The sequence below is a fragment of the Bacillus cereus group sp. BfR-BA-01356 genome (genome assembly GCF_022663635.1).
Taxonomy (GTDB): Bacteria; Bacillota; Bacilli; order Bacillales; family Bacillaceae_G; genus Bacillus_A; species Bacillus_A cereus.
On record NZ_JAKUFX010000001.1, the window covers coordinates 192,713 to 216,231 of the forward strand.

Below are 23,519 nucleotides of genomic sequence, written 5' to 3' on the forward strand. Positions count from 1 at the left end.
TAGTGTGTCCGAAATTTATTTGCTTACCTCACACACATTTTTCCTTCACAGGAAAGAGTCTGAAAGTGATTTTGATATGCCATCAACAAAAAAACTGACTGCATCAATAGCAGTCAGCTTTTTTTATTATTTTACATAGTTTTCTTTAACAACTGTTGCACAACGCTCACATAATGTTTCATGTTCAGCATCTTTACCAATTGTTTCTGAAACTACCCAACAACGTTCACATGTTTCACCAGTTGCTTGAGCAACAACAACCGCTGTATGTTCATACTTCGGTGCATCTGCTGGCGCTTCATCCATCATACCACCAAGTTTATACTCAGAAACGATGAATAATTGCTTTAAGTCTTCGCTAATAGACTCTAACATAGCTTTCATTTCTGCAGTTGGATATAGCGTAATGCTTGCATTTAATGACTTACCGATTACTTTTTCATTACGAGCTACTTCTAGTGCTTTTAACACGTCATCACGTAATGTCATAAATGCATCCCATTTTGTTTTTAACGCTTCCGCGTCATCTAATTGTACAGCTTCTGGCATATCAGTTAATTGTACACTTTCTTCTGTTACGCCTGGAATGTATGGCCATACTTCATCAGCTGTATGCGGTAAGATTGGTGTTACAAGTTTCGTTAACGCAACAAGAACATCATATAATACAGTTTGAATCGCACGACGATCTTCGTGGTTTGCACCTTCAATATATAAAATGTCTTTTGCAAAGTCTAAATAGAATGAACTTAAATCAATTGTACAGAAGTTATGAATTGCATGATACACAGCAGCGAAGTCGTATGTCTCATATGCTTCTTTAACTTTTGTAATTAAGTCATTTAATTTCACTAACATGTAACGATCTACTTCACGAAGTTCAGCTACAGCTACTGCATTTTCACTTGGCTTAAAGTCGTCTAAGTTTCCTAATAAGAAACGGAATGTGTTACGGATTTTACGATACACTTCTGCTACTTGTTTTAAAATATCATCTGAAATACGTACGTCAGATTGATAGTCAACAGAAGATACCCATAAGCGTAAAATGTCTCCGCCTAATTGATCCATAATTTTCTTCGGTACGACGATGTTTCCAATCGACTTACTCATCTTACGTCCTTCACCATCTAGTACGAAACCGTGACTTAGTACGCCTTTATATGGAGCTTTACCTGTTACAGCAACTGCTGTTGATAATGAAGAGTTAAACCAACCACGATACTGGTCAGATCCTTCTAAATATAAATCAGCTGGACGCTGTAAATCTTCGCGCTCTTCTAATACCGCTTGGTGAGAAGAACCTGAATCGAACCATACATCCATGATGTCTGTTTCTTTACGGAATTCCCCATTTGGGCTACCTGGATGTGTAAATCCTTCTGGTAATAGATCTTTCGCTTCACGCTCGAACCATACGTTAGAACCGTGTTCACGGAATAAATCTGCTACATGGTTAATTGTTTCATCCGTAATAATTGGATCACCATTCTCAGCATAGAATACTGGAATTGGCACACCCCATGCACGCTGACGAGAAATACACCAGTCACCACGGTCACGAACCATATTATGAAGACGAGTTTCTCCCCATGCTGGTACCCATTTTGTTTCTGCTACAGCTTCTATTAATTCTTTACGGAATGCTTCAATAGATGCAAACCACTGTGCTGTCGCACGGAAAATAATTGGTTTTTTCGTTCTCCAATCATGTGGGTATGAATGTGTAATGAATGTTAGTTTCAGTAACGCGCCTACTTCTTCTAATTTTTCTGTAATTGGTTTGTTAGCTTTATCATAGAATAAGCCTTCAAATCCAGGTGCCTCATTTGTTAATACACCTTTATCATCGACTGGGCAAAGTACTTCTAATCCATACTTTTTACCAACAACGAAGTCATCTTCCCCGTGTCCTGGTGCTGTATGAACACAACCTGTACCTGCATCTGTTGTTACGTGGTCTCCTAGCATAACTAATGAATCACGATCGTAGAATGGATGTTTTGCAACTGTGTACTCAAGTTCGCTACCTTTTACTGTTTTCACAACTTCAGCATTTTCCCACTCTAACGTTTTTGCAACTGTCTCAAACAGCTCAGAAGCAATGATATATTTCTCATCGTTTACTTTTACAATGCTATATTCAAGCTCTGGGTGAACAGAAATACCTAAGTTTGCAGGTAATGTCCAAGGTGTCGTTGTCCAAATGATGTACTTTTCATCACCTTCTAATACGTTCTTTCCATCTTTTACAGGGAATGCTACGTAAATAGATGCTGATTTTTTATCTTGATATTCAATTTCAGCTTCCGCTAAAGCAGATTCACTCGTTGGAGACCAGTAAACTGGTTTTTGACCTTTATAGATATAACCTTTTTTCGCCATGTCACCAAACACTTTAATTTGTTGTGCTTCATAAGCTGGCTCTAAAGTAATATATGGATTATCCCAATCTGCACGTACACCTAGACGCTTAAATTGTTCACGTTGACGTTCTACTTGTTCATATGCATACTCTGCACATAACTTACGGAACTCAGCAACTGTCATTTCTTTACGTTTTACACCTTTATTTGTTAAAGCTTGTTCAATTGGTAAACCGTGCGTATCCCATCCTGGAACATATGGCGCACTAAAACCAGTCATTGATTTATAACGAACAATAAAGTCTTTTAATACTTTATTTAATGCATGTCCCATATGAATGTCACCATTCGCATATGGAGGTCCATCATGCAATACAAATAAAGGACGTCCTTTTGTATGTTCTTGTACTTTTTCGTAAATATTCATTTCAGCCCATTTTTCTTGCATTGCAGGCTCACGTTTTGGTAAATTCCCACGCATTGGGAACTCTGTTTTTGGCATCAGTAATGTATTTTTGTACTCCATGCTCAATTCCTCCTTACATGTATAAAAGAAACACTTAAAAAACGGAATAAAAAAGAGACCTTCTCATCCCAAAAAGGGACGAGAAAGTCTCCCGCGGTACCACCCTAGTAGATCATATACATGTGTATAGAATCCTCTTTATATTCTTAACGCGAATACACGCCTACGCTTACTCTATTTGTTCAGCGCGGAACTCCAGGGTGATATTCCCACTATCTCCTTATCCTGAGCTTACACCATCCTCAGTTCGCTATATAAGGTTTGAAAAGGTACTTATCCCTATCTTCGTTTTTCTTAATAAATATGTTGTTTAAAATTATATGTAATAATGAGAAAAACGTCAAGCTTACACTGTTTCTTCTTTTTTCAACAGTTCATCTACTTCGTCTTCTAATTCAATTAGTTTATCCCAATCATCGTTGTTTAACATCTCAAGCTGTGTTTCTAATAACATACGGAAACGAGTTCGGAATACTTTCGCTTGTTTCTTTAGCTCTTCAATATCAAAAGCAACTTTTCTTGATTTTACTAATGCTTCGTTAATAATACGATCAGCATTCTTTTCAGCTTCACGCACAATTAATTTCGCTTCTTTTTGCGCATTACGTTTTACTTCTTCCGCTGCTTCTTGTGCAACGACGATAGATTTGTTTAACGTATCTTCAATATTAGAGAAATGATCTAACTTCCCTTCTAACTGCGCAACTTTTTCTTCTAAAGCTTTTTTCTCACGAATGACCAATTCATAATCTTTGATAATTTGATCAAGAAACTCATTTACTTGATCTTCATCATAGCCACGGAATCCGCGACCAAATTCTTTGTTATGAATATCTAATGGTGTTAACGGCACAACGCCACCTCCAAGTAGTTATCTAAATTTCCTCTTTCAATTATATCTTTTCTTCGACAAAATAGGAGGATTTCCTTCTAAAAAACCAATCATTTTAGTATACCATACAAAATTCTCCATTTGTCGCGTTTTGTTCTACCTTCTACAGAAAATAATTTACTTCGGCCATATCCTCTAACAGAAAAAACATCTCCTGGATAGCATTCATAAGAAGTTTGCTCCACTGTTTTCCAATTGACTTTTACTAAACCATTTTTTATGAAAGGTTGTACTTTCTGTCTAGATAAATGTAACATTTCAGCTAACATAACATCTAAACGAAGTGAAGAAACCGTTCCAGATTTCTCTCCCCACGTTTCATCTATCTGTAGAATTTGTTCTCCTTGCACTGACGCTAAAGAGACTTTTACTTTCCCTATTGATTGTAAGTTCATCTCAATATACGATACAATTTCTTTCGCAACTACAATTTGGGCACGATTTTCTTGCAGCAAAATATCACCACATTTTTCTCTTGTTAAACCAAGAGACATAAATGTACCTAATATTTGCCTATGTTCTAGCGTATAAAACTTGGAAGGATAGTCAATTTCTAATACTTCTACTTGAAATTCTTCTTCATTTAATTCTAGATAGTCTGGATAAATAAGTGCTCTTTTACGCTCTGCATTAGGCGTTGCACCACCAAATTGCACAGCAACATCACCTTGTCCTATTACCATAGAAACAATTTGTTGTTGCCTAGGATCAAGAAAATCCGTTAACTTCACTTGATGGTATTCCGCCGCTCGCTTCCACTCTAGCACTTTATCCACAAAGACCTCCTCATCAGGCCTAAAATGTTCGTAGATGCTCATGTATTTACCTTCTTACTATAAAAAATAGCTTAATAAACTGAACAAACCAGTTTTAGCAAGTTTCAACGCAAAGATCGCAACGATTGGAGAAATATCAATCATTCCAAGCGGCGGAATAAAGCGGCGGAATGGTTCTAAATACGGTTCACAAATACGTGCCAGGAACTCTCCAAAAGCTGATTCCTTTGCACCAGGAAACCATGATAGGAGAATGTAAATAATAAGTGCCCACGAGTAAATCTCGATAGCATAACTTAACACTATAAAAACTGTTGTCATGGCGTATTACCACCTCTTTATATTTGTTTCTTCTTCTTCACCGAATAACTCTGAAATCGCACCAACAATATCTACATTTTCAGGTGTACACATAAATGTTTTCGGTCCTATTTTTTGAATGTCCCCGCCTATAGCGTATACAGTACCACTTAAAAAGTCAACGATACGTACCGCTTGATCAGTAGACATTCTCTGCAAATTAATTACAACAGCTCGTCTACCTTTTAAGTGGTCCGCAATCCCTTGTGCTTCCGAATATGTGCGTGGTTCTAATAAAACAACTTTTGAAGATTGTTTTGCTGTTTCAATACTCACAACATTTTGCTTCGGTTGCGCTTTCGGAAACGTAACGTCTTGTTGTTCTGGTGGATCTTGCTGCTTTTTCATGTCTGTTTGCTCCTTTTCATAACCATATTGAGCTGCTTCTTTTTCTTCCGGTGTATCAAAAAAGAAGTATTTTACTTTTGACCAACTCATAATAAGATTCTCCTTCCTTTTACGCTTTCCCTACTAAAATCGTTCCCAAACGAATATATGTAGCCCCTTCTTCAATTGCAATTGTGTAATCATTGGACATTCCCATTGATAATTCTTTACATGGCGCATGTAATAACTCTAGCTCCTGCACCTCTGTTTGCAGCATACGTAATTCCTTAAAACAGCGTCTGATTTCTTCCTCTTCTTCTGTAAATGGAGCCATCGTCATTAGTCCAACCACTTCAATTTTATCGAATTCTTGCAAACTTTGAATAAAAGAAACAACCTCTTCTATTGCCAATCCTTGCTTCGATTCTTCAGATGAGGTTTTCACTTGAATAAAGCATTTCACTTTCTTATCAGCACGTTTCTGAATTTCTTTCGCCAGCGAAAGACGATCTAACGAATGTAAATAATCAATTTCATTAATGATTTCTTTTACTTTTCTCGTTTGTAATGAGCCAATAAAGTGCCAATTAACTTTTGAACCGAAATGCTCGTATTTCTGTAAGAAACCTTCATTTCTATTTTCACCTAAATCGATAATTCCAGCTTCAATTACTTCGTTTGTTTTTTCAATCCCTACAGTTTTTGTAACTGCAACAAGTTTAATATCTTGCAACGAACGTCCAGCTCGAGCGCAAGATTCTTTAATAGCTTCGTTTACAATTACTAAATTTTCTTGTACTGTCACTTGCTTCCTTCCTCCTTAAAACCTATGAAACTCAACATTCTTCCTGTCTTACCTTGATCACGACGATGAGAGAAAAATAGTTGCTCTTCACAGCTTGTACAAAGAGATGACATTACAATATGCTCTTCTTTTATGCCTGCTTGTACACATAATATACGATTAATTTCTTTTAAATTAATTGCGTACTGCCCGTCAGAAATTTTTTGATGAGGAACAGCACCGCTAACTACTTCCTGTGCTGCTGTTAATACACGATCATCCACAACATAACAACAAGATCCGATCGACGGCCCAATTGCAACATGAATTTCATCACTTGAAATACCTTCTGCATTCCACTTTTGAATCATTTCCTTTGCAATCTCTTGTACAGTGCCTTTCCATCCAGCATGCGCAAGTCCTATCATACCATGTGATGGTGCATAAAAATAGAGCGGAACACAATCCGCGTAACAAGACGTTAACAGAACATCTTCATTACTCGTATAAATGCCATCTGTTTTTGAAATGCCGTCCTCATATGAATAGACACCACTTCCCTTTTCCTGTTGCCCTACTTTTTCAACATGATGAGCATGAACTTGTTCAGAGCAAATCCAGTTTTCTAATGGTTTTTGTAACTTATTTGCTAAAATGCGTCTGTTTTCATGAACGTTCTCCACGATATCATTCACATGTAATCCTAAATTCATCGCATGAAAGGAGCCCGTACTTATCCCACCATCTTTTGTCGTAAATCCAGCAGTAATGTTTCCAAGTTCTTTCCACGCTTGTAAATACAGTATACCGTCCACATATTTAAATGGTTCTCTCATAATAAAGCGGCTCCTTTTAATTAAAATAACAGAAAAAAGCATGGTACTTCCTGTCTATTTTACCATACTTTTATTTTTTCATAATCCTAACAGAAAAAAAAGAGGAATTTGTAATATTCTTTATGAAATTGTCGGTGTTTGTATTGATTCTGTTACAGAATTAACAGGATTTACTCTTACAAGTATGACATCCTCCCCAATTTTCACAATTTCCTTCCAAGGAATTACAATCTCAACATCTTTTCCAAAAATACCTAGCATACGTGTCTGTTTGGAAATAATAACAGAACAAACTTGCCCTGTGTTCATATCAATTTCAATATCTCCAATATTCCCAATCCTTTTTCCATCTGAAATATTTATAACATCCTTCATCTGTAACTCTGAAATTCGTATCACCATTTTTATCCTCTCCCTTATATGACAAATTGGAAACTGTTTCTCATATTTACAGGAAGCCATCTATACGAAACACCATGCTAGTTTCATTATATGAACACTAATCCCCTACTATGAGCACAAACCATATTACATATAAAAAGGTCTCACCATAATTGGTGAGACCTTATCCTTGAATCGTTTTATTCATTTGTTTAATAGCTGACTTCTCTAAACGTGATACTTGCGCTTGGGAAATCCCAATTTCTTCTGCAACTTCCATCTGTGTCTTTCCTTGGAAGAAACGTTTTCTAATAATCATTTTCTCTCTATCATTTAAACGCTTCATTCCTTCTTTCAATGCTAATTCTTCAACCCACTGCTCGTCCTTTTGTTTTTCATCACTTAACTGATCCATAACAAAGATAGGATCTCCCCCATCATTATAAATCGGTTCAAATAATGAAACTGGATCTTGAATCGCATCTAAAGCAAATACTATCTCTTCATGAGTTACTTCTAGCACTTTTGCAATATCCATTGCTGTTGGTTCTTTTGAATTTTCTGCAATCAATTTTTCTCTTACTTGCAAAGCTTTATACGCAATATCTCGCAATGAGCGCGATACGCGAATCGGATTATTATCACGCAAATATCTGCGTATTTCCCCAATAATCATCGGCACAGCATACGTTGAAAATTTTACATTTTGGCCTAAATCAAAATTATCAATTGATTTCATAAGTCCGATGCAACCAACTTGAAATAAATCGTCAACATATTCTCCTCTGTTATTAAATCTTTGGATGACGCTCAGTACAAGACGTAAGTTTCCATTCACTAATTTTTCTCTTGCGCTTATCTCTCCACTTTGCATTTCACGAAATAATTTACGCATTTCATCATTTTTTAATACTGGAAGTTTAGCTGTATCAACACCGCAAATTTCTACTTTGTTTCTCGTCAAAGTGTTCCCTCCTATCGGGAGTTGCTGTACAGTGTAAAGTATTTCCTTTGAAGGGGATTTTATGCATGTGGTTTTTTCACGATTTTTTATTTAAATTATCTTTCCTAATACAACTAAATAGAATAAGACCAGCCTACATAACGGCTGGTCTTATTCTTCACACCATTTTATTAAATTCTTTTCGTAATCTTTTTATAATTCTTTTTTCTAAACGCGAAATGTATGACTGTGAAATCCCAAGCATATCCGCCACATCTTTTTGCGTCTTTTCCTCTCCTCCAGCAAGCCCAAACCGAAGTTCCATAATTTGTTTTTCACGATCATTTAATTGGTGTAATGCTTTCATTAAAAGGTGACGATCTACAGTAGCTTCTAAATCTTTTGTAATAATATCATCATCTGTACCTAACACGTCAGACAATAACAGTTCATTCCCATCCCAATCAATGTTTAGTGGTTCATCAAAAGAAACTTCCGAACGATTTTTGTTATTTCGACGTAAATGCATTAAAATTTCATTTTCTATACAACGCGATGCATATGTTGCTAATTTTATTTTCTTTTCTGGATTAAATGTATTTACCGCTTTAATAAGGCCGATTGTTCCTATACTAATCAAATCTTCAATATTTACCCCTGTATTTTCAAACTTTCTTGCTATATATACAACGAGCCTTAAGTTACGTTCAATAAGTAATGACCTTGCTGCCTGATCTCCTTTTGGCAATTTATTCAAAAGAACTTCCTCTTCTTCTTTTGTTAACGGTGGTGGCAACGCTTCACTTCCACCAATATAATAAATTTCATCGGTCTTAATTCCTAATTTCAGCAATACTTTATACCAAAGGTATACTAAATAAAATTTTAATTTCATCATATTATCCCGCCTCTCATTTATTAAGCGATCACCATTTTTTGCGAAATCAACATTTTTGGATGCACAATACATTGATACTCCCCATTAGTAGACAGCTGTTGTGTATTTAATCCAATTAATACTTTGTTTACAACAATAGAACTACCTTCATGGTCAACTTGCACACTGTCAGGCTTAATTGCCCACAAAAATTGACTCTCTACTCCTACTGCACGGAAAGGAATTAAGCGTAATTTGGTCGCCCAACCAGAATCATTTTCTGGTATTTGAGGAATTTCTGTTTTGGAATAAATTTGTTCTGTTAACCAAGATGGTAAGCAATGTTCTAATGATGAAACATGCATAATCATAACAGGTGTTTTTGTTAATGGGTCATAAAGTTGGTTCCCACTGTCAATAAGACCTGCGAGTTCTAGTTCTTCTTCGGCTAATTGAATTTTTACTTTCACAATTTGATCATAGTGTATTTTCGTGACCTCTACGCTTTCAATACGCTTTTTAGAAAAATAATAAATTACTGGAAAACCAAAAATAACAAATAACCAACTAATTGGATCACCGTAAGAAATTGACTGAGATTGAACCAATCCATTTACCATTTCATTCGTTTGCAAAAAGAAATGAGTTCCAATTAATCCTCCGCCAACCATAAAGGTTACAAAGTAAAAAGTAAAAACAGTTTGTGCATAATTTCTAAATGTTGTAAACCCAAATGCTGTATACACAATAAGTAACGAGTACAGTAGTTTCATAATTGGATGTGTCATCATAGAAGCAAAAGGAGTAAAGGCAAAAATAACAATAGTTGAACCTATAAATGCCCCTAACACAAGCCTCCATCTTTTGATTTTCTTTTTTAACACGGTAGCTGTTAATAAAAGCAAAAGAAAATCAATGCAGGCGTTTAACAACCAAACAACGTCGGCGTAAACAACCAAACAATTCACCTCTTTTTTCAAGTTGAGACTAGTATAATGCATATCCAATAGGAAAGTGTGTCAATTTGCGGAGGTGTTTTTTTGTTATTTTGTGATTTCTAGACATAATCTGTCGGTAAAAAATAAAAGTACAAATTCATAGAATGATATACTCTTATTTTCACAAACAAAATATATTGAAATATACGAAATAAAAAAAAAGACCTGCTTAGCAGGTCTTTTCCATAAAAAACAAAAAGGAGCATGAAAGCTCCTTTTTTTATCGTCTACGACGGTTACGTAAAAATGCTGGAATATCAATATCATCTGAATCTGAATGACGCTCATGTACAACTGGCTCTTCACGCTTCATTTCACGTTTTACTTCACGCTGTTTTGAAGGTTGAGCTACTGGTTGTTGCTGTTGTTGCGTGTGGTTCGCATTCGGACGAATAATTGGTTTTGGTGGTTGAGTTGCAATGCTATCATCAAAACCAGTTGCAATTACAGTTACAACGATATCATCTTTTAATCCTTCGTTAATAACAGAACCGAAGATCATATTTACTTCTGGATCTGAAGCTGAAGCTACGATGTCTGCCGCTTCTTGTACTTCATATAAGCTTAAGTTAGCGCCACCCGTAATGTTCATGATAACACCTTGAGCTCCATCAATAGATGTTTCTAGTAATGGGCTAGAAATCGCTTTTTTCGCAGCTTCTGCAGCACGATTTTCCCCATTACCAGAACCAATACCCATTAAAGCAGAACCTCTATTAGACATAATTGTCTTTACGTCTGCAAAGTCTAAGTTAATTAAACCTGGCGTTGCAATTAAATCCGAAATACCTTGAACACCTTGACGTAATACGTTATCAGCTTCACGGAATGCTTCTAACATTGGCGTATTTTTATCAACAATCTCTAATAAGCGATCGTTTGGAATTACAATAAGAGTATCTACATTTTCTTTAAATGCTGCAATACCAGATGCTGCTTGCGTCGCACGCTTACGTCCTTCAAAAGTAAATGGACGTGTTACAACACCTACTGTTAAAGCACCTAATTCTTTTGCAACTTGAGCAACAACTGGAGCTGCACCAGTTCCAGTTCCACCGCCCATACCGGCAGTTACGAAGACCATATCCGCACCACGAAGTGCTTCTTGAATCTGTTCTTTACTTTCTTCTGCAGCTTTTTTCCCTACTTCAGGGTTTGCGCCTGCACCAAGTCCACGCGTTAATTTTCCACCAATTTGCATTTTTGTTTCAGCTTTTGATAGATTTAATGCTTGTGCATCAGTGTTCACAGCGATAAAGTCTACACCTTGTACACCGTGTTCAATCATACGGTTTACAGCATTGTTTCCGCCACCGCCGACACCGATAACTTTTATATTCGCTAATTGATCTTGAGTAGTATCAAACTCTAACATGTCGAAATCCCCCTAGAACCTCATTTTTCGTGTCCAATTTTAATCCCATAAATAACGGAATACACGTTTTACTTTTGACATCATGCGGTCATCATTTTGATTATTATTGTTTTGATTACGAGTTTTTTGTTTCGTGGGTTGCTGTTGTACCGGCGTTGGTGCTGGTGCTGGTACTGGTTCAAAATACTCTTGCTTTTCCTGCACATTTTTCCCACGTAATTTAGCTTTTTGATAAGAATGTTTAATTAATCCAACTCCACTTGTATATTGGGGCTCACGCACACCAATATAATCAGGAGTTGCTACACGAACATTTTCATGTAAAATATCATATGCAAGATCAAGAACACCTGGCATAGAAGCAATTCCGCCAGTTAGTACATAACCAGAAGCCACTTGCTTTACTCCTAACTTACGCACTTCATCTTGAACAAACATTAAAATTTCCTCTACACGAGCCTCTATTATATCCGATAATTCCAACTGAGAATATTGTTCTGTTTGATCACTTCCCATAATAGGAACCGTAAACATCTCTTCTTCAGATGCTGTATCATAAAAAGCATGTCCATATTTCAACTTAATTTGATCTGCATTTTCTGTTGAAGTTTTCAACCCAATCGCAATATCTTTCGTTATATGGTCTCCACCTAATGGTAATACGCTCGTCGCTTGTAACTCTCCATCTTTAAAAATAGATAAAGTTGTAGATCCTCCCCCCATATCAACAAGGGCTACTCCTCTATTTTTTTCATCTGAAGATATTGCAACTGTTGCAGCCGCTAAAGGTTGAAGACAAATATCAACAATTTCAAGACCTGCTTTTTCTACACAACGAAGTAGGTTATGTAGTAAAGTTCTCGAGCCTGTAATAAGTGTACCTTCCATTTCTAATCTTACACCGATCATCCCGCGTGGATCGTTAATCTCGTCAAGACCGTCTACGATGAACTGTCGAGGTACCACATCAATAAACTCAGGTTCTGGAGCAATTGACACAACTTGTGCTGCATCTAGAACGCGTAAGACATCTTCATTCCCGATTTCACGATCTTCATTTGAAACAGCGACTACTCCGTGACAAGGAAGTAGCTGTACCTGGTTTGCATTGACACCTACTACAACTTGCTCAATGTGGATTCCCACCATGCGCTCAGCTTGTTCAATTGCTTTTTTAATTGATCGAACAGTCTCGTCTATATCAACTATCGATCCCTTCTTTAAACCATTTGATTTTACATTTCCAACACCAATAATGTTTAAGCTGTCATTAACCATTTCACCAATGATGACTTTAACATTGGATGTACCGATGTCAAGACTAACATATATTTCATTGCTGTTCATTCTTTGGCACCTCCTTCTTTATTTATACCATACAACTCAATATATGGAACAACAATCGCAACTTTACTATTTATAAGAAAAATATTCAACGTCTTTATACGTTTCCCTTTTTTAACCCTATATTTTTCTTATTTTTATTTAGCATTCAATTAAGAATATCGCAGTAAACTATGAATAACTGCTTATCTTGAAATAATTCTATTTCGAGTGTAAAGTTTACCGCCAAGTATAAGTCTACACTAAGATGTACTCATAGAAAAGTGAAACTTGTACCAATACTAGTATGAATCTAAGAATTTTTACATATTTTTCATCAAATGAACCATTCTTCTAAATTCGTATACACATAATAGAACATTCGTTTCGTTTTTTCTGCTATAAGTAACGAAAACTACCATTCTATTCTTTTTTTTCTTCCGCACCTAATTCTTTCGTATATGCACCTACTTCTAAGTCAATTAATACCTTCTTACCTGGCTCAATTGTTTTTAAAATAAGCGGATAGGCTTCCATACGTTTTGCGAAATTTTGAATTGTAGTGCTCACTTCATAACCTTCATTCATATATAAAGTAAGATGATCTTCATTCGCATTCGTTGGTGAATAGCGAATCTCCGAAATAGATTTTAAAATAGCTGGTGTTAATTTTTCTAGTTCAGCGATTAACTCCTTCATTTTCTCTTCTTTAAAAGGTTCGAAAATCGGTGCTGCAACAGGAAGTTTTCCATTAGGTAGTACATCAAGTGTTTTTCCATTCTCTAATAACGGTTGTAATTTTCCCTCTTTATTTATATAACCAATCGTTACATATTCTTCGATATGAATATCAATATTGTTTGGAAAACGTTTTTTTACATTTACTGCTTTAATTTCTTTTCGCTTCGTTAAGTTTTCTTCAGCTTTATGTGCTGTCACTCGGAAATAACTTGTATCATATGTCACGCCTGAATCCTTCATTACTTGTTCATCCGTCATATAGTGATTTCCAAACACACTAATCTTTTTTATATTACTAAGCGGAGACCGAAAATAAATTAAAAAGAGCACTAATAAAAATAAAATTGATATGTATAAAATCAATCGATGATTAACATTTTTTTTGTTTTTTTTCTTTTGATTTTTCAATTTTGGTACACGATCTTGTAGTTTAATCACTTTACTATTATTCATGTACGATCCCCCTATGTAACATAAAGAACGGCATGTTCCTCATGCCGTTCTTATCTTCTTATTATAACATAAATGATAATGAGCGGAACGAATAACCGTTATCTTCCAATGATTTCTACTTCTGTGTGCATATCTACATCAAATTTATCCTTAATTGTATGTTTTATTAATTCAATTAAAGACAATACATCTTGCGCTGAAGCTCCCCCGGTATTAACAATAAAATTGCCATGCATTTCAGAAATTTGAGCTCCACCAATCCTATAACCACGAAGCCCTGCTTTTTCTACTAAATCTCCTGCAAAATGTGGGATTGGATTCCGAAATACACTTCCTGCACACGGGTGATTCCATGGTTGCGTTTCACGGCGGTAATCTTTATTATTTTGCATGCTACGTACAATTTCTTCACGTTTTCCCGCCTGTAATTGAAACACCGCCTCTAAAACAATACCAGGACGTTTCGTTTGCAATACAGATGCCCGATAAGAAAACTCCAGTTCTTTATTCGTTAACCAGTCAATTGTACCGTCTTCAAACAGAATGAGAGCCTTCGATAATACACTCGATATATCCGATTTATGTGCACCTGCATTCATATATACTGCACCACCGACACTTCCTGGAATACCGCTTGCAAACTCCAATCCAGCTAACCCTTGACGACTAAGTAAAGTTGACAATTTAATAAGAGGATATCCACTACCAACTCTTACCTTATGTTTTTCGACCTCTAAGTGATCTAATCCTTCTCCTAAACGAATAACAACACCTTCTATGCCTTGATCAGATACAAGAAGGTTTGAACCGCGACCAATTACAGTCCACTTCGTTTTGTATTGTTTTACTAACTGTAATGTTTTTTCAATACCGGCTACATGCTTTGGCACAATTAAAATATCCGCTGGTCCACCTATTTTCATAGTTGTATAACGTGCTAACGGCTCGTTAACTAAAACACGACCAACGTCTGCTTCTATAAGCTCATTTACTAATTGTTCCATAGACAATCTCCCCCATATTAAGTCTCCTTATGACAATAATATGCAGGGCGTTCACCTAACGTTATCCCTCTATTTACGGGCAGTACAGCTCCTAAATCAAAATTAGGCGATAATAAAGAAATTAGGCGGAATGAGGATACCAGTAAACATCCGATTAGTGAAAGGTAATAATCAACGAGAGAGAATCACTCCCCGCTGATTAAAGCCTCACTTTATTTTTTTACAAGCTTATTCATTACTTCATACAGCTTATTTGCTGCATCTGGAATACCTAGTTGCTTAGCAGCTAGCTTCATATTTTGTAATGTTTGTGCATCTAATAAAATCTCATCAATATCACGAATAAGCGTTTCAGCTGTTAAATCTTTTTCTAGTAACATTTTTGCCGCTCCTTTATCAACAACTGAACGTGCATTCTTTTCCTGATGATTATTTGTTACATACGGACTCGGTATTAACACACTTGGTTTTCCTAACGCTGTTAATTCTGCAAGTGTTGTTGCCCCAGCCCTTGAAACAACAAGGTCTACACCAGTTAGTACCTCTGGCATATTATGAATGAACGGCTTAATAATAACATTGCTTGGGTTCCCTTTTTGCTTCACGGCTTCCATCACTTTGTCATAATGTACTTCACCTGTTACATATAGTATTTCGTAGCTTTTGTTCCCAAACTGTTCAATTGCTTCAACGAAGGCATCGTTAATCGGTCTAGCCCCACGACTTCCACCAAATATAAGTACAGACTTTTTAGGAAGAGAAAGCCCAACTGAACGTTTCCCCTTCATTCCATTTTGATCCATTACCTCTGATGCTCGTGGATTACCTGTCATTACCACTTTTGACTCTGGAAAATGCTCTATAGCTACTTCAAAACAAACAGCAACTTTATCAACATAACGGCTTAAAAACTTGTTCGTTACACCTGGTACACTATTTTGTTCATGTACAATAGTTGGAATACCTAATTTGGCTGCAGCGTATACAACTGGTCCACATACATATCCACCCGTTCCAATTACGATATCCGGATTAAAACGACGAATATATCGTTTACTATCCTGTACACCTTTTAGAAAACGCATTACTGTTTTCACATTATCTAATGATATTTTTCGTTTAATTCCACTTATAACAATAGATTGAAATGGTATACCTGCTTTTGGAACGATTGTACTCTCTAGTCCATTTTCCGTACCAATATATAAAAATCTTGCTTCTGGATTTAACTTTTTTATTTCTCTAATTAAAGCAAGAGCTGGATAAATATGACCACCAGTACCCCCACCACTCACTAATACACGCACTACTAACTCCTCCGCTTCTCTTTTCTTATTTCCATTATATTTATTTCTATATACATATTGCATTTTTACACACATACGAAAAACCCTGTCTTATAAACAGGGTTTAGTAGCGAGAATGGCGACTTATATTTAATAATACACCTACTGCCATTAACATTAATGTCAAACTTGATCCACCATAACTTAAAAACGGCAAGGTAATACCCGTAACAGGCATCAGTCCTGTTACAACACCAACATTAATCATTACTTGAATCGCAATCATCGCCACAATACCTACTGCTAAAAACGTACCATATAAATCTGGCGCTCCTAATGCGATACGAATCCCGCGCCATAATAATAGACTAAATAATAATAACACAAATGAACCACCAATAAAACCTAATTCCTCGGATAAGATCGCAAATATAAAGTCAGTTTGTGGTTCAGGTAAATAAAGAAATTTTTGTCTACTTTGTCCAAGTCCAAGCCCAAATAATCCACCAGGTCCAATTGCAAGTAATGATTGGATAATTTGAAATCCACTCCCGAGCGGATCTGACCACGGATCTAAATATGATGTAATGCGTTTCATTCGATACGGTGCTGATGCAATTAACCCTACAAATCCTTCTACACCAATCAAACCAAACATTGCAAAGTGAAAGACCCTCGCTCCCGAAATGAATATCATAATGATACATGTCCCAACCATTACCGTTCCTGTCCCAAGGTCTGGCTGTAACATAATCATCCCAAAAGCAAGAAACACAAAACTAAGAGCCGGTAATAAACCACGTTTAAAAGATGTAATCAATTTTTGCCGTTCTGCTAAAAACTTTGCCAAGAAAATAATCATCGCAAACTTCATAAATTCTGACGGTTGAATCGAAAATGCTCCGATTCCAATCCAACTTCGTGCTCCTCCTCGAACAAGACCTACTCCAGGAATAAGAACGAGAATAAGAAGAATGAAGCAAACTAGCAAAATCACTTTTGAATACGTACGCCACACCCAATAATCAATTTTCATAATAAAAAACATAGCTACTACACCAAGACCCGCAAACAGTAATTGTCTTTTTGCAAAAAAGAATGAGTCCCCCATTTTATAAGAGGCCCAAACTGCACTCGCACTATAAACCATAATCATTCCGATTGTCAACAATGAAAGTGTTACGATGATGAGCATAAAATCAGGCGTTTTCTTCATTACCCACAAACACCACCTCTTTAGGCAGAACCTTTTGCCCTATGTAACAAAACATCAGTAGGTGTTAGCCTACTGATGTTTTGATTTACTTTATATAAGTTTATGTACAGCTTGTATAAAAATGTCTCCTCTTTCTTCAAATGTTTTAAATTGATCCCAGCTTGCACACGCTGGAGAAAGAAGAACGACATCACCATCTTTAGAATGAGCATAAGCTTTCACCACTGCTTCATCTAAAGTATCGACACTTTCAATTATATCTAATCCTGCTTTTTCTGCCGCTCTTACTAGTTTAGGAGCTGTTTGTCCAAATGTTACAATCGCTTTTACATTTTTGAAATACGGAATTAAATCATCGAATTCATTTCCGCGATCAAGCCCACCTGCTAGTAACACAATCGGTTGTGTAAACGCAGATAGTGCTTTCTCAGTCGCTAACATATTCGTTGCTTTTGAATCATTATAAAACTTACGGTTGTTAATCGTTGTTACATATTCTAAACGATGTTTTACACCCGTAAAACGTTTTAACACGACCGTAATTGCTTCATTAGAAGTACCTAATAATTTCGCAATACTCATCGCAGCTAAAATATTTTCTAGATTATGTTGACCAGGTAAAACGATATCGCTTACTTCAACAACTTTTTCACCTTTGAAATAAAGAGCGTTATCTTTTATACACGCACCATCTTCAATTTCTTTCGTTGTCGAAAACAGGATTTTTTGACCTTTAGAATACGCAGACAAAGCCATCACATCCGCATCATCCGCATTTATTACACTATAATCATTTTCTGTTTGGTTTTTAAAAATATTTGCTTTTGCTAAACCATATTCTTTCTTCGTCCCATGATAATCTAAGTGGGCCTCAAATAAATTTAAAAACGCAGCAATTTTGGGTTGGAACAATTCTACTCCCATCAATTGAAACGATGAAAGTTCTGTAACTACAACTTCATTTTCTTTTGCATCCTGTGCTACTTCACACGCTACAGTTCCAATGTTCCCTGCAATTACAGGATGCTTTTGTCCTTCTTTTAGCATTTCAAATGTCAGCATTGTCGTCGTCGTTTTACCGTTAGACCCCGTAATCCCAACAAATGGTGCTTCTGAAATACGATATGCTAATTCAACTTCCGTAACAATCGGAATTTGTTTTTCTTTCGCAGCAACTAATATTGGATTAGAATACGGGATTCCTGGATTTTTTACTACAAGAGAAATATTTCTCTCTAATAATTCTAAAGGATGACCACCGCATACAACGTCCATTCCTTTTGCTTGTAATTCTGCAGCAAGTACATTCTCTGCTAAAGGCTTTCCGTCATTTACAATAACATTTGCCCCTAGCTTTTGTAACAATGTAGCTGCTGCATAACCACTTTTTGCAATACCCAATACAAGAATATTCTTATTTTGAAATTCAGTTACAGTTTTCAATTACATCCACACCCCGATATAAATTCCTAACACAGCTAATAAAAATCCTGCAGACCAAAACGTCACAACAACACGCCACTCTGACCAACCACATAATTCATAATGATGGTGTAATGGACTCATTTTAAAGACACGTTTTCCTGTTGTTTTAAATGAAATGACCTGAATGATAACCGATAAAGTTTCCATTACGAATACTCCGCCAATAATTACAAGTAGCAATTCTTGTTTTAATAAAATCGCTACAGCTGCAATGGCTCCACCTAAAGCTAATGAACCTGTATCTCCCATAAACACTTTTGCTGGATTCGCATTGAATACTAAAAATCCAAGTACAGCTCCTACAACTGCCATACAGAATATCGCTACTCCAAATTGCTCTTGTGCCACAGCAATAATACTAAATGCTCCAAATGCAATAGCAGCTGTTCCTGATAATAAACCATCTAAACCGTCAGTTAAGTTAACTGCATTTGATCCACCAATAAGCATAAATAGTACAAGTACGAAATACGCCCAACCTAATTCAAACTTAACATCCGTTCCCGGAATCATGATGTATGTGTGGAACGCTTGCCCTTTTCCAATTAAAAAGAATGCAATAGCAATAACAAGCTGACCTACTAATTTTTGCTTTGATGTTAAACCAAGATTTCTCTTCTTAACTACCTTTATGTAGTCATCTAAAAATCCAATCAATCCGTAACCAAACGTCACTAATAGTAATAACGAAACCTCTGCACCTAAATAATTAAACTTAATCGCCATAATAAGTGAAGTTACCATCATAGATACGTATATGACGATACCACCCATTGTCGGTGTCCCTGATTTTTTTTGATGTGACTTCGGTCCCTCATCACGAATACTCTGTCCGAACTTTAATTTTCTTAAAAATGGAATAAACAATGGCGAAAGGGCAACAGAAATTAAGAATGCTACCCCAGCCGTTACTAATAAACCTTGCTCAAGCACATGTAGTCCTCCTCTCACGTTGTTACTCTTCGTTGTTTAAACGCCCTGTAATTGCTTCTTTAGCAACTTCACGATCATCGAAATGATGAACTTCTTTACCAATAATTTGATACGTTTCATGCCCCTTACCAGCAATAATAATGATATCATCTGCTTTCGCTTTAGCGATTGCATGGTGTATTGCTTCTTTTCTATCAATGATCATTTCATAATTTTTCCCGCTTGCACCATGTACCATATCATCTAAAATAGCCGCTGGATCTTCACTTCTTGGATTATCTGATGTATAAATTGCATGAGTTGCATATTTTGTTGCAACACTTGCCATTATCGGTCTCTTCGTTCGGTCCCTATCGCCGCCACAACCAACGATACAATACACATCACCTTTTGCAAATTGTTTTGCAGTTTTTAATACATTTTCTAAACTATCTGGCGTATGTGCGTAATCAACAATAACTGTATAATTTTGCCCTCCATCAACAACTTCAAAACGTCCTGGAACCCCAGCTAAATCCTTTATAACAGCAATGATTGTTTCTAATTTCACACCCGAAACAAGTCCTGCTGCTGTTGCTGCAAGTACGTTATATACATTAAATTTACCTATTAATTTCATCGTAACATTTACACTTTCATATGGTGTGACAAGCGTAAATGTAGTCCCGCCACTCGTCATAACGATATTTTTTGCCATAATGTCACTTGTTGTATCAATACCATATGTTACAACTGTTGCTGCAGTACTTCTCATATACTCTTCTGTTACATTATCATCGCTATTCAGCACAGCGTACTTTTCACGATTATGATTATAACTATTGCCAAGCTGTGCAAATAGTAACCCTTTTGCATGTTTATATTCTTCCATCGTTTTATGATAGTCTAAATGATCTTGTGTTAAATTCGTAAACACCGCTACATCGTAATCACATCCGTGTACACGACCAAGATTTAACGCATGTGACGAAACTTCCATTACCGTGCTGTCCACACCTTGTTCAACCATTTTTGAAAACGTCTGTTGAAGTGTTAGTGCATCTGGTGTTGTATTTTTCACCTCAAATGTTTCATCACCGATTTTCATATTAATCGTTCCAATTAGCCCTGTTTTATGACCATGTGCTCGCATAATCTCATCCATAATATGCGATGTTGTTGTCTTTCCATTTGTACCTGTAATTCCGATTAAATGTAACTTGTGTGTCGGTTGACCATAAAAATAATCAGCTAAAACCGCTAACGAACGAAAAGTATTTTTCACAAGTACAACTGGAACGTCAACATCAATTGGTCTTTCCGCAACAATAGCAGCCGCTCCTTGTGCCGCTGCTTGCTTAGCAAAATCATGGCTATCAACCGTATATCCTTTCATACATACAAATAAGCTTCCCTCTTTCACTTTACGTGAATCAGCTTCTATAGATGTGATTTCTGGATTTTCTTTTGGAACAACTGGAAAATCATGCAAACATGATACAAGTGTATGCAACTTCATTTCACTAAACCCTCTCTACATTGTTTATTTATCTTTTTTTCAGTAAGCAACACATTACCTCCTATATAAGGAGGTAAGTGCTACTGACCTATTTATGAATGAGACACTTACTGTCTCAAATTAAGTAACTGTTCTATAAAGAACTCACTTCCACCAATTGTACCATAAAACGTACTATGTTACCTTTAATTCCCGAAGTAAATTCTAATTTTTGAGCCTTCTTTTACTTTAGCTCCCGCTTCTGGTGATTGTTTAATTACTTTCTCTCCATCTCCACTTATATCAAGCTTCAAATCGACGAGTTGTGTTTGTAAGTCTTTCTTTTTCATTCCAATTAAATTCGGAACTTCCACAGTTGGTGTATCGCCCCATTTATATTCTTTCTCAACTTGTTCTTTTCTCGGTTTCACTCCCATAACAGGAAGCGCATCTCGAAGGATATTCCCGACAATCGGAGCTGCTACCACTCCACCAAACTGTGTAACCCCTTTTGGATTATCAACAGCAACATACACAACAATCTCTGGATCATCCGCTGGAGCAAATCCGATAAAAGATACTATATAATTATTCTCTAAATATTTACCATCTTTCACCTTTTGAGCAGTACCCGTTTTTCCACCTACACGATATCCATCAATATAAGCACCTTTACCAGAACCTTTCGCTACAACATTCTCTAATGCATAACGAACTTTTTCTGAAGTTTCCTTGGAAATAACTTTTCTTTTCTCAACAGGTGTCTTTTTACTAACAACTTGATTATTTTTCGGATCAATAAACTCCTTAGCTATATACGGCTGATACAATGTTCCACCATTTACAGCCGCCGCTACAGCTGCTACTTGTTGAATTGGTGTAACAGAAACCCCTTGGCCGAATGAAGTTGTTGCTTGCTCTACTGGACCAACTTTATCTAAATTAAATAAAATCCCACTGCCTTCACCTTGCAAGTCAATTCCAGTCTTCTGCCCAAAACCAAAATTACGAATGTATTTAAATAATCGGTCTTTACCAAGGCGATCACCAAGTTCAATAAATCCCGGGTTACATGAGTTTTGAACGACTTCTAAAAACGTTTGACTGCCATGACCTCCTGCTTTCCAGCATTTCAATCTAGCTCCACCTACTTCAGCTGCTCCATCATCATAAAACGTATCCTTCTCTAAGTCTACTAAATTTTCATTCAATGCTGCAGCTAATGTAATGATCTTAAATGTTGAACCAGGCTCATACGTACTCCATACAGGTAGATTTCTGTTATACACTTCTGGAGAGACACTTTGAAAATCCGCTGGGTCAAAACTCGGTCGACTAGACATACCTAAAATTTCACCATTTTTAGGATTCATTGCAATCGCAATCATACCGTCAGGATTATAAGTTGACTCCGCAATATTCATTTCTCTTTCCATAATCCTTGTAATACGCGCATCGATTGTTAATCCTAAATTTAAACCAGCTTCTGGCTTTTTGAAATCATCACCAACATTAGGCATCCTTTGTCCTTTCGCATCTGCAAAAAAACGCACATGACCTTTGTCCCCATTTAGCTCTTTATCATAATATTTTTCTAGTCCCATAAGACCTTGGTTATCGCTACCTGCAAAACCTAATACATGTGATAAAAAGTTTCCAAATGGATAGTACCGGATAGAATCCTCTGCGATATACACGCCCTTCAAACTTAATCCTCGTACTTCTTTCGCTTTGTCATGTGATATTTTCCTTCCGCCTTTATCTAACCTTACAATCGATTCTTTTTTTGTAATCCTTTTATAAATCTCATCTTTTTCCACACCTAATACTGCAGCTAACTTCTCTGCAGTCTCTGCTGGTTTTTCAATTTGCCTCGGTACAACAAAGACAGTTGGAGCACTTTTATTCGTGGCAAGTTCCACACCATTTCGGTCTAAAATTTTCCCACGTTCGGGTTCAAAAGTAATATTACGACTCCATGAATCTTTCGCACGATCCGTTAACATATTCCCAAGAAAAAATTGCACATATCCAAGACGAATATCGATAATAGTGAAAATAAGTATACCTGATATAAGTATAAAAATAAGTCGTTTTCTAACTGTTACATTTGATACACGCATATCGGAACAAGCCTCCCTTACGCCTAGCTTGTTCCAA

General features: G+C 36.4%; 21 protein-coding genes and 1 other annotated feature. All 21 genes read right to left on the minus strand.

The window, feature by feature from the left end; translation table 11 throughout:
• Window positions 1–126: 126 nt before the first annotated feature.
• Window positions 127–2,892, minus strand: a complete 2,766-nt coding sequence (gene ileS2, locus MR168_RS00905) for an isoleucine--tRNA ligase (protein WP_000455951.1) — start codon at window positions 2,890–2,892, stop codon at window positions 127–129.
• A 71-nt stretch (window positions 2,893–2,963) separates the two neighbouring features.
• Window positions 2,964–3,187, minus strand: a binding site (T-box leader).
• 51 nt (window positions 3,188–3,238) lie between these two features.
• A complete protein-coding gene (gene divIVA, locus MR168_RS00910) occupies window positions 3,239–3,745 on the minus strand; it encodes a septum site-determining protein DivIVA (RefSeq protein ID WP_001131611.1) in 507 nt (168 codons plus the stop codon).
• 89 nt (window positions 3,746–3,834) lie between these two features.
• The gene (locus MR168_RS00915; RefSeq protein WP_002164454.1) at window positions 3,835–4,602 is read right to left on the minus strand and encodes a YlmH family RNA-binding protein; all 768 of its coding nucleotides are present in this window, start codon (window positions 4,600–4,602) and stop codon (window positions 3,835–3,837) included.
• A gap of 15 nt (window positions 4,603–4,617) precedes the next feature.
• Entirely contained in the window at window positions 4,618–4,881 is a 264-nt protein-coding gene (locus MR168_RS00920) for a YggT family protein (RefSeq protein ID WP_000214232.1), read from the minus strand.
• Between the two features lie 6 nt (window positions 4,882–4,887).
• A complete protein-coding gene (locus MR168_RS00925) occupies window positions 4,888–5,358 on the minus strand; it encodes a cell division protein SepF (RefSeq protein ID WP_000119129.1) in 471 nt (156 codons plus the stop codon).
• Window positions 5,359–5,377: 19 nt separating this feature from the next.
• Window positions 5,378–6,052: a YggS family pyridoxal phosphate-dependent enzyme gene (locus MR168_RS00930; RefSeq protein ID WP_000218005.1), complete on the minus strand. Its 675-nt coding sequence runs from the start codon at window positions 6,050–6,052 to the stop codon at window positions 5,378–5,380.
• Window positions 6,049–6,867, minus strand: coding sequence for a peptidoglycan editing factor PgeF (gene pgeF / locus MR168_RS00935; protein WP_001209008.1), 819 nt, complete (start codon window positions 6,865–6,867; stop codon window positions 6,049–6,051). Before pgeF ends, MR168_RS00930 begins: the two co-directional genes overlap by 4 nt.
• 120 nt (window positions 6,868–6,987) lie before the next feature.
• On the minus strand, window positions 6,988–7,269 hold the full coding sequence (locus MR168_RS00940) for a YlmC/YmxH family sporulation protein (RefSeq protein ID WP_000236750.1): 282 nt from the start codon (window positions 7,267–7,269) through the stop codon (window positions 6,988–6,990).
• 163 nt (window positions 7,270–7,432) lie between these two features.
• The gene (gene sigG / locus MR168_RS00945; RefSeq protein WP_000197753.1) at window positions 7,433–8,212 is read right to left on the minus strand and encodes an RNA polymerase sporulation sigma factor SigG; all 780 of its coding nucleotides are present in this window, start codon (window positions 8,210–8,212) and stop codon (window positions 7,433–7,435) included.
• A gap of 157 nt (window positions 8,213–8,369) precedes the next feature.
• Window positions 8,370–9,089, minus strand: a complete 720-nt coding sequence (gene sigE / locus MR168_RS00950; RefSeq protein WP_086411773.1) for an RNA polymerase sporulation sigma factor SigE — start codon at window positions 9,087–9,089, stop codon at window positions 8,370–8,372.
• A 20-nt stretch (window positions 9,090–9,109) separates the two neighbouring features.
• Window positions 9,110–10,027 (minus strand): sigma-E processing peptidase SpoIIGA, encoded by a 918-nt coding sequence (spoIIGA, locus tag MR168_RS00955; protein ID WP_000261975.1) that lies wholly within the window; start codon window positions 10,025–10,027, stop codon window positions 9,110–9,112.
• Window positions 10,028–10,286: 259 nt separating this feature from the next.
• Window positions 10,287–11,441 (minus strand): cell division protein FtsZ, encoded by a 1,155-nt coding sequence (ftsZ, locus tag MR168_RS00960; protein WP_000888984.1) that lies wholly within the window; start codon window positions 11,439–11,441, stop codon window positions 10,287–10,289.
• A 39-nt stretch (window positions 11,442–11,480) separates the two neighbouring features.
• Window positions 11,481–12,788 (minus strand): cell division protein FtsA, encoded by a 1,308-nt coding sequence (gene ftsA / locus MR168_RS00965; protein ID WP_242291169.1) that lies wholly within the window; start codon window positions 12,786–12,788, stop codon window positions 11,481–11,483.
• 399 nt (window positions 12,789–13,187) lie between these two features.
• A complete protein-coding gene (divIB, locus tag MR168_RS00970) occupies window positions 13,188–13,958 on the minus strand; it encodes a cell division protein DivIB (RefSeq protein WP_001065794.1) in 771 nt (256 codons plus the stop codon).
• Between the two features lie 98 nt (window positions 13,959–14,056).
• Window positions 14,057–14,962 carry a UDP-N-acetylmuramate dehydrogenase gene (murB, locus tag MR168_RS00975; protein WP_000437024.1) on the minus strand — a complete coding sequence of 302 codons (906 nt, stop codon included), beginning with the start codon at window positions 14,960–14,962 and terminating at the stop codon, window positions 14,057–14,059.
• Between the two features lie 212 nt (window positions 14,963–15,174).
• Entirely contained in the window at window positions 15,175–16,269 is a 1,095-nt protein-coding gene (murG, locus tag MR168_RS00980; RefSeq protein ID WP_086411774.1) for an undecaprenyldiphospho-muramoylpentapeptide beta-N-acetylglucosaminyltransferase, read from the minus strand.
• Between the two features lie 103 nt (window positions 16,270–16,372).
• Window positions 16,373–17,464, minus strand: coding sequence for a stage V sporulation protein E (spoVE, locus tag MR168_RS00985; protein WP_086411770.1), 1,092 nt, complete (start codon window positions 17,462–17,464; stop codon window positions 16,373–16,375).
• A gap of 90 nt (window positions 17,465–17,554) precedes the next feature.
• The gene (murD, locus tag MR168_RS00990; protein WP_000860116.1) at window positions 17,555–18,907 is read right to left on the minus strand and encodes a UDP-N-acetylmuramoyl-L-alanine--D-glutamate ligase; all 1,353 of its coding nucleotides are present in this window, start codon (window positions 18,905–18,907) and stop codon (window positions 17,555–17,557) included.
• A complete protein-coding gene (gene mraY / locus MR168_RS00995; RefSeq protein WP_000893060.1) occupies window positions 18,908–19,882 on the minus strand; it encodes a phospho-N-acetylmuramoyl-pentapeptide-transferase in 975 nt (324 codons plus the stop codon).
• Window positions 19,883–19,904: 22 nt separating this feature from the next.
• Entirely contained in the window at window positions 19,905–21,380 is a 1,476-nt protein-coding gene (murE, locus tag MR168_RS01000; protein WP_000766320.1) for a UDP-N-acetylmuramoyl-L-alanyl-D-glutamate--2,6-diaminopimelate ligase, read from the minus strand.
• Window positions 21,381–21,565: 185 nt separating this feature from the next.
• Window positions 21,566–23,482, minus strand: coding sequence for a stage V sporulation protein D (locus tag MR168_RS01005; RefSeq protein ID WP_001266234.1), 1,917 nt, complete (start codon window positions 23,480–23,482; stop codon window positions 21,566–21,568).
• Between the last annotated feature and the right edge of the window lie 37 nt (window positions 23,483–23,519).

Bases quoted from the DNA above. Each gene is read 5' to 3' on its own strand.
- ileS2 (WP_000455951.1), bottom strand. From the start codon at position 2,892: ATGGAGTACAAAAATACATTACTGATGCCAAAAACAGAGTTCCCAATG.
- MR168_RS00915 (WP_002164454.1), bottom strand. From the start codon at position 4,602: ATGAGCATCTACGAACATTTTAGGCCTGATGAGGAGGTCTTTGTGGAT.
- MR168_RS00920 (WP_000214232.1), bottom strand. From the start codon at position 4,881: ATGACAACAGTTTTTATAGTGTTAAGTTATGCTATCGAGATTTACTCG.
- MR168_RS00925 (WP_000119129.1), bottom strand. From the start codon at position 5,358: ATGAGTTGGTCAAAAGTAAAATACTTCTTTTTTGATACACCGGAAGAA.
- pgeF (WP_001209008.1), bottom strand. From the start codon at position 6,867: ATGAGAGAACCATTTAAATATGTGGACGGTATACTGTATTTACAAGCG.
- MR168_RS00940 (WP_000236750.1), bottom strand. From the start codon at position 7,269: ATGGTGATACGAATTTCAGAGTTACAGATGAAGGATGTTATAAATATT.
- sigE (WP_086411773.1), bottom strand. From the start codon at position 9,089: ATGATGAAATTAAAATTTTATTTAGTATACCTTTGGTATAAAGTATTG.
- ftsZ (WP_000888984.1), bottom strand. From the start codon at position 11,441: ATGTTAGAGTTTGATACTACTCAAGATCAATTAGCGAATATAAAAGTT.
- ftsA (WP_242291169.1), bottom strand. From the start codon at position 12,788: ATGAACAGCAATGAAATATATGTTAGTCTTGACATCGGTACATCCAAT.
- divIB (WP_001065794.1), bottom strand. From the start codon at position 13,958: ATGAATAATAGTAAAGTGATTAAACTACAAGATCGTGTACCAAAATTG.
- murB (WP_000437024.1), bottom strand. From the start codon at position 14,962: ATGGAACAATTAGTAAATGAGCTTATAGAAGCAGACGTTGGTCGTGTT.
- spoVE (WP_086411770.1), bottom strand. From the start codon at position 17,464: ATGAAGAAAACGCCTGATTTTATGCTCATCATCGTAACACTTTCATTG.
- murE (WP_000766320.1), bottom strand. From the start codon at position 21,380: ATGAAGTTGCATACACTTGTATCATGTTTGCATGATTTTCCAGTTGTT.
- MR168_RS01005 (WP_001266234.1), bottom strand. From the start codon at position 23,482: ATGCGTGTATCAAATGTAACAGTTAGAAAACGACTTATTTTTATACTT.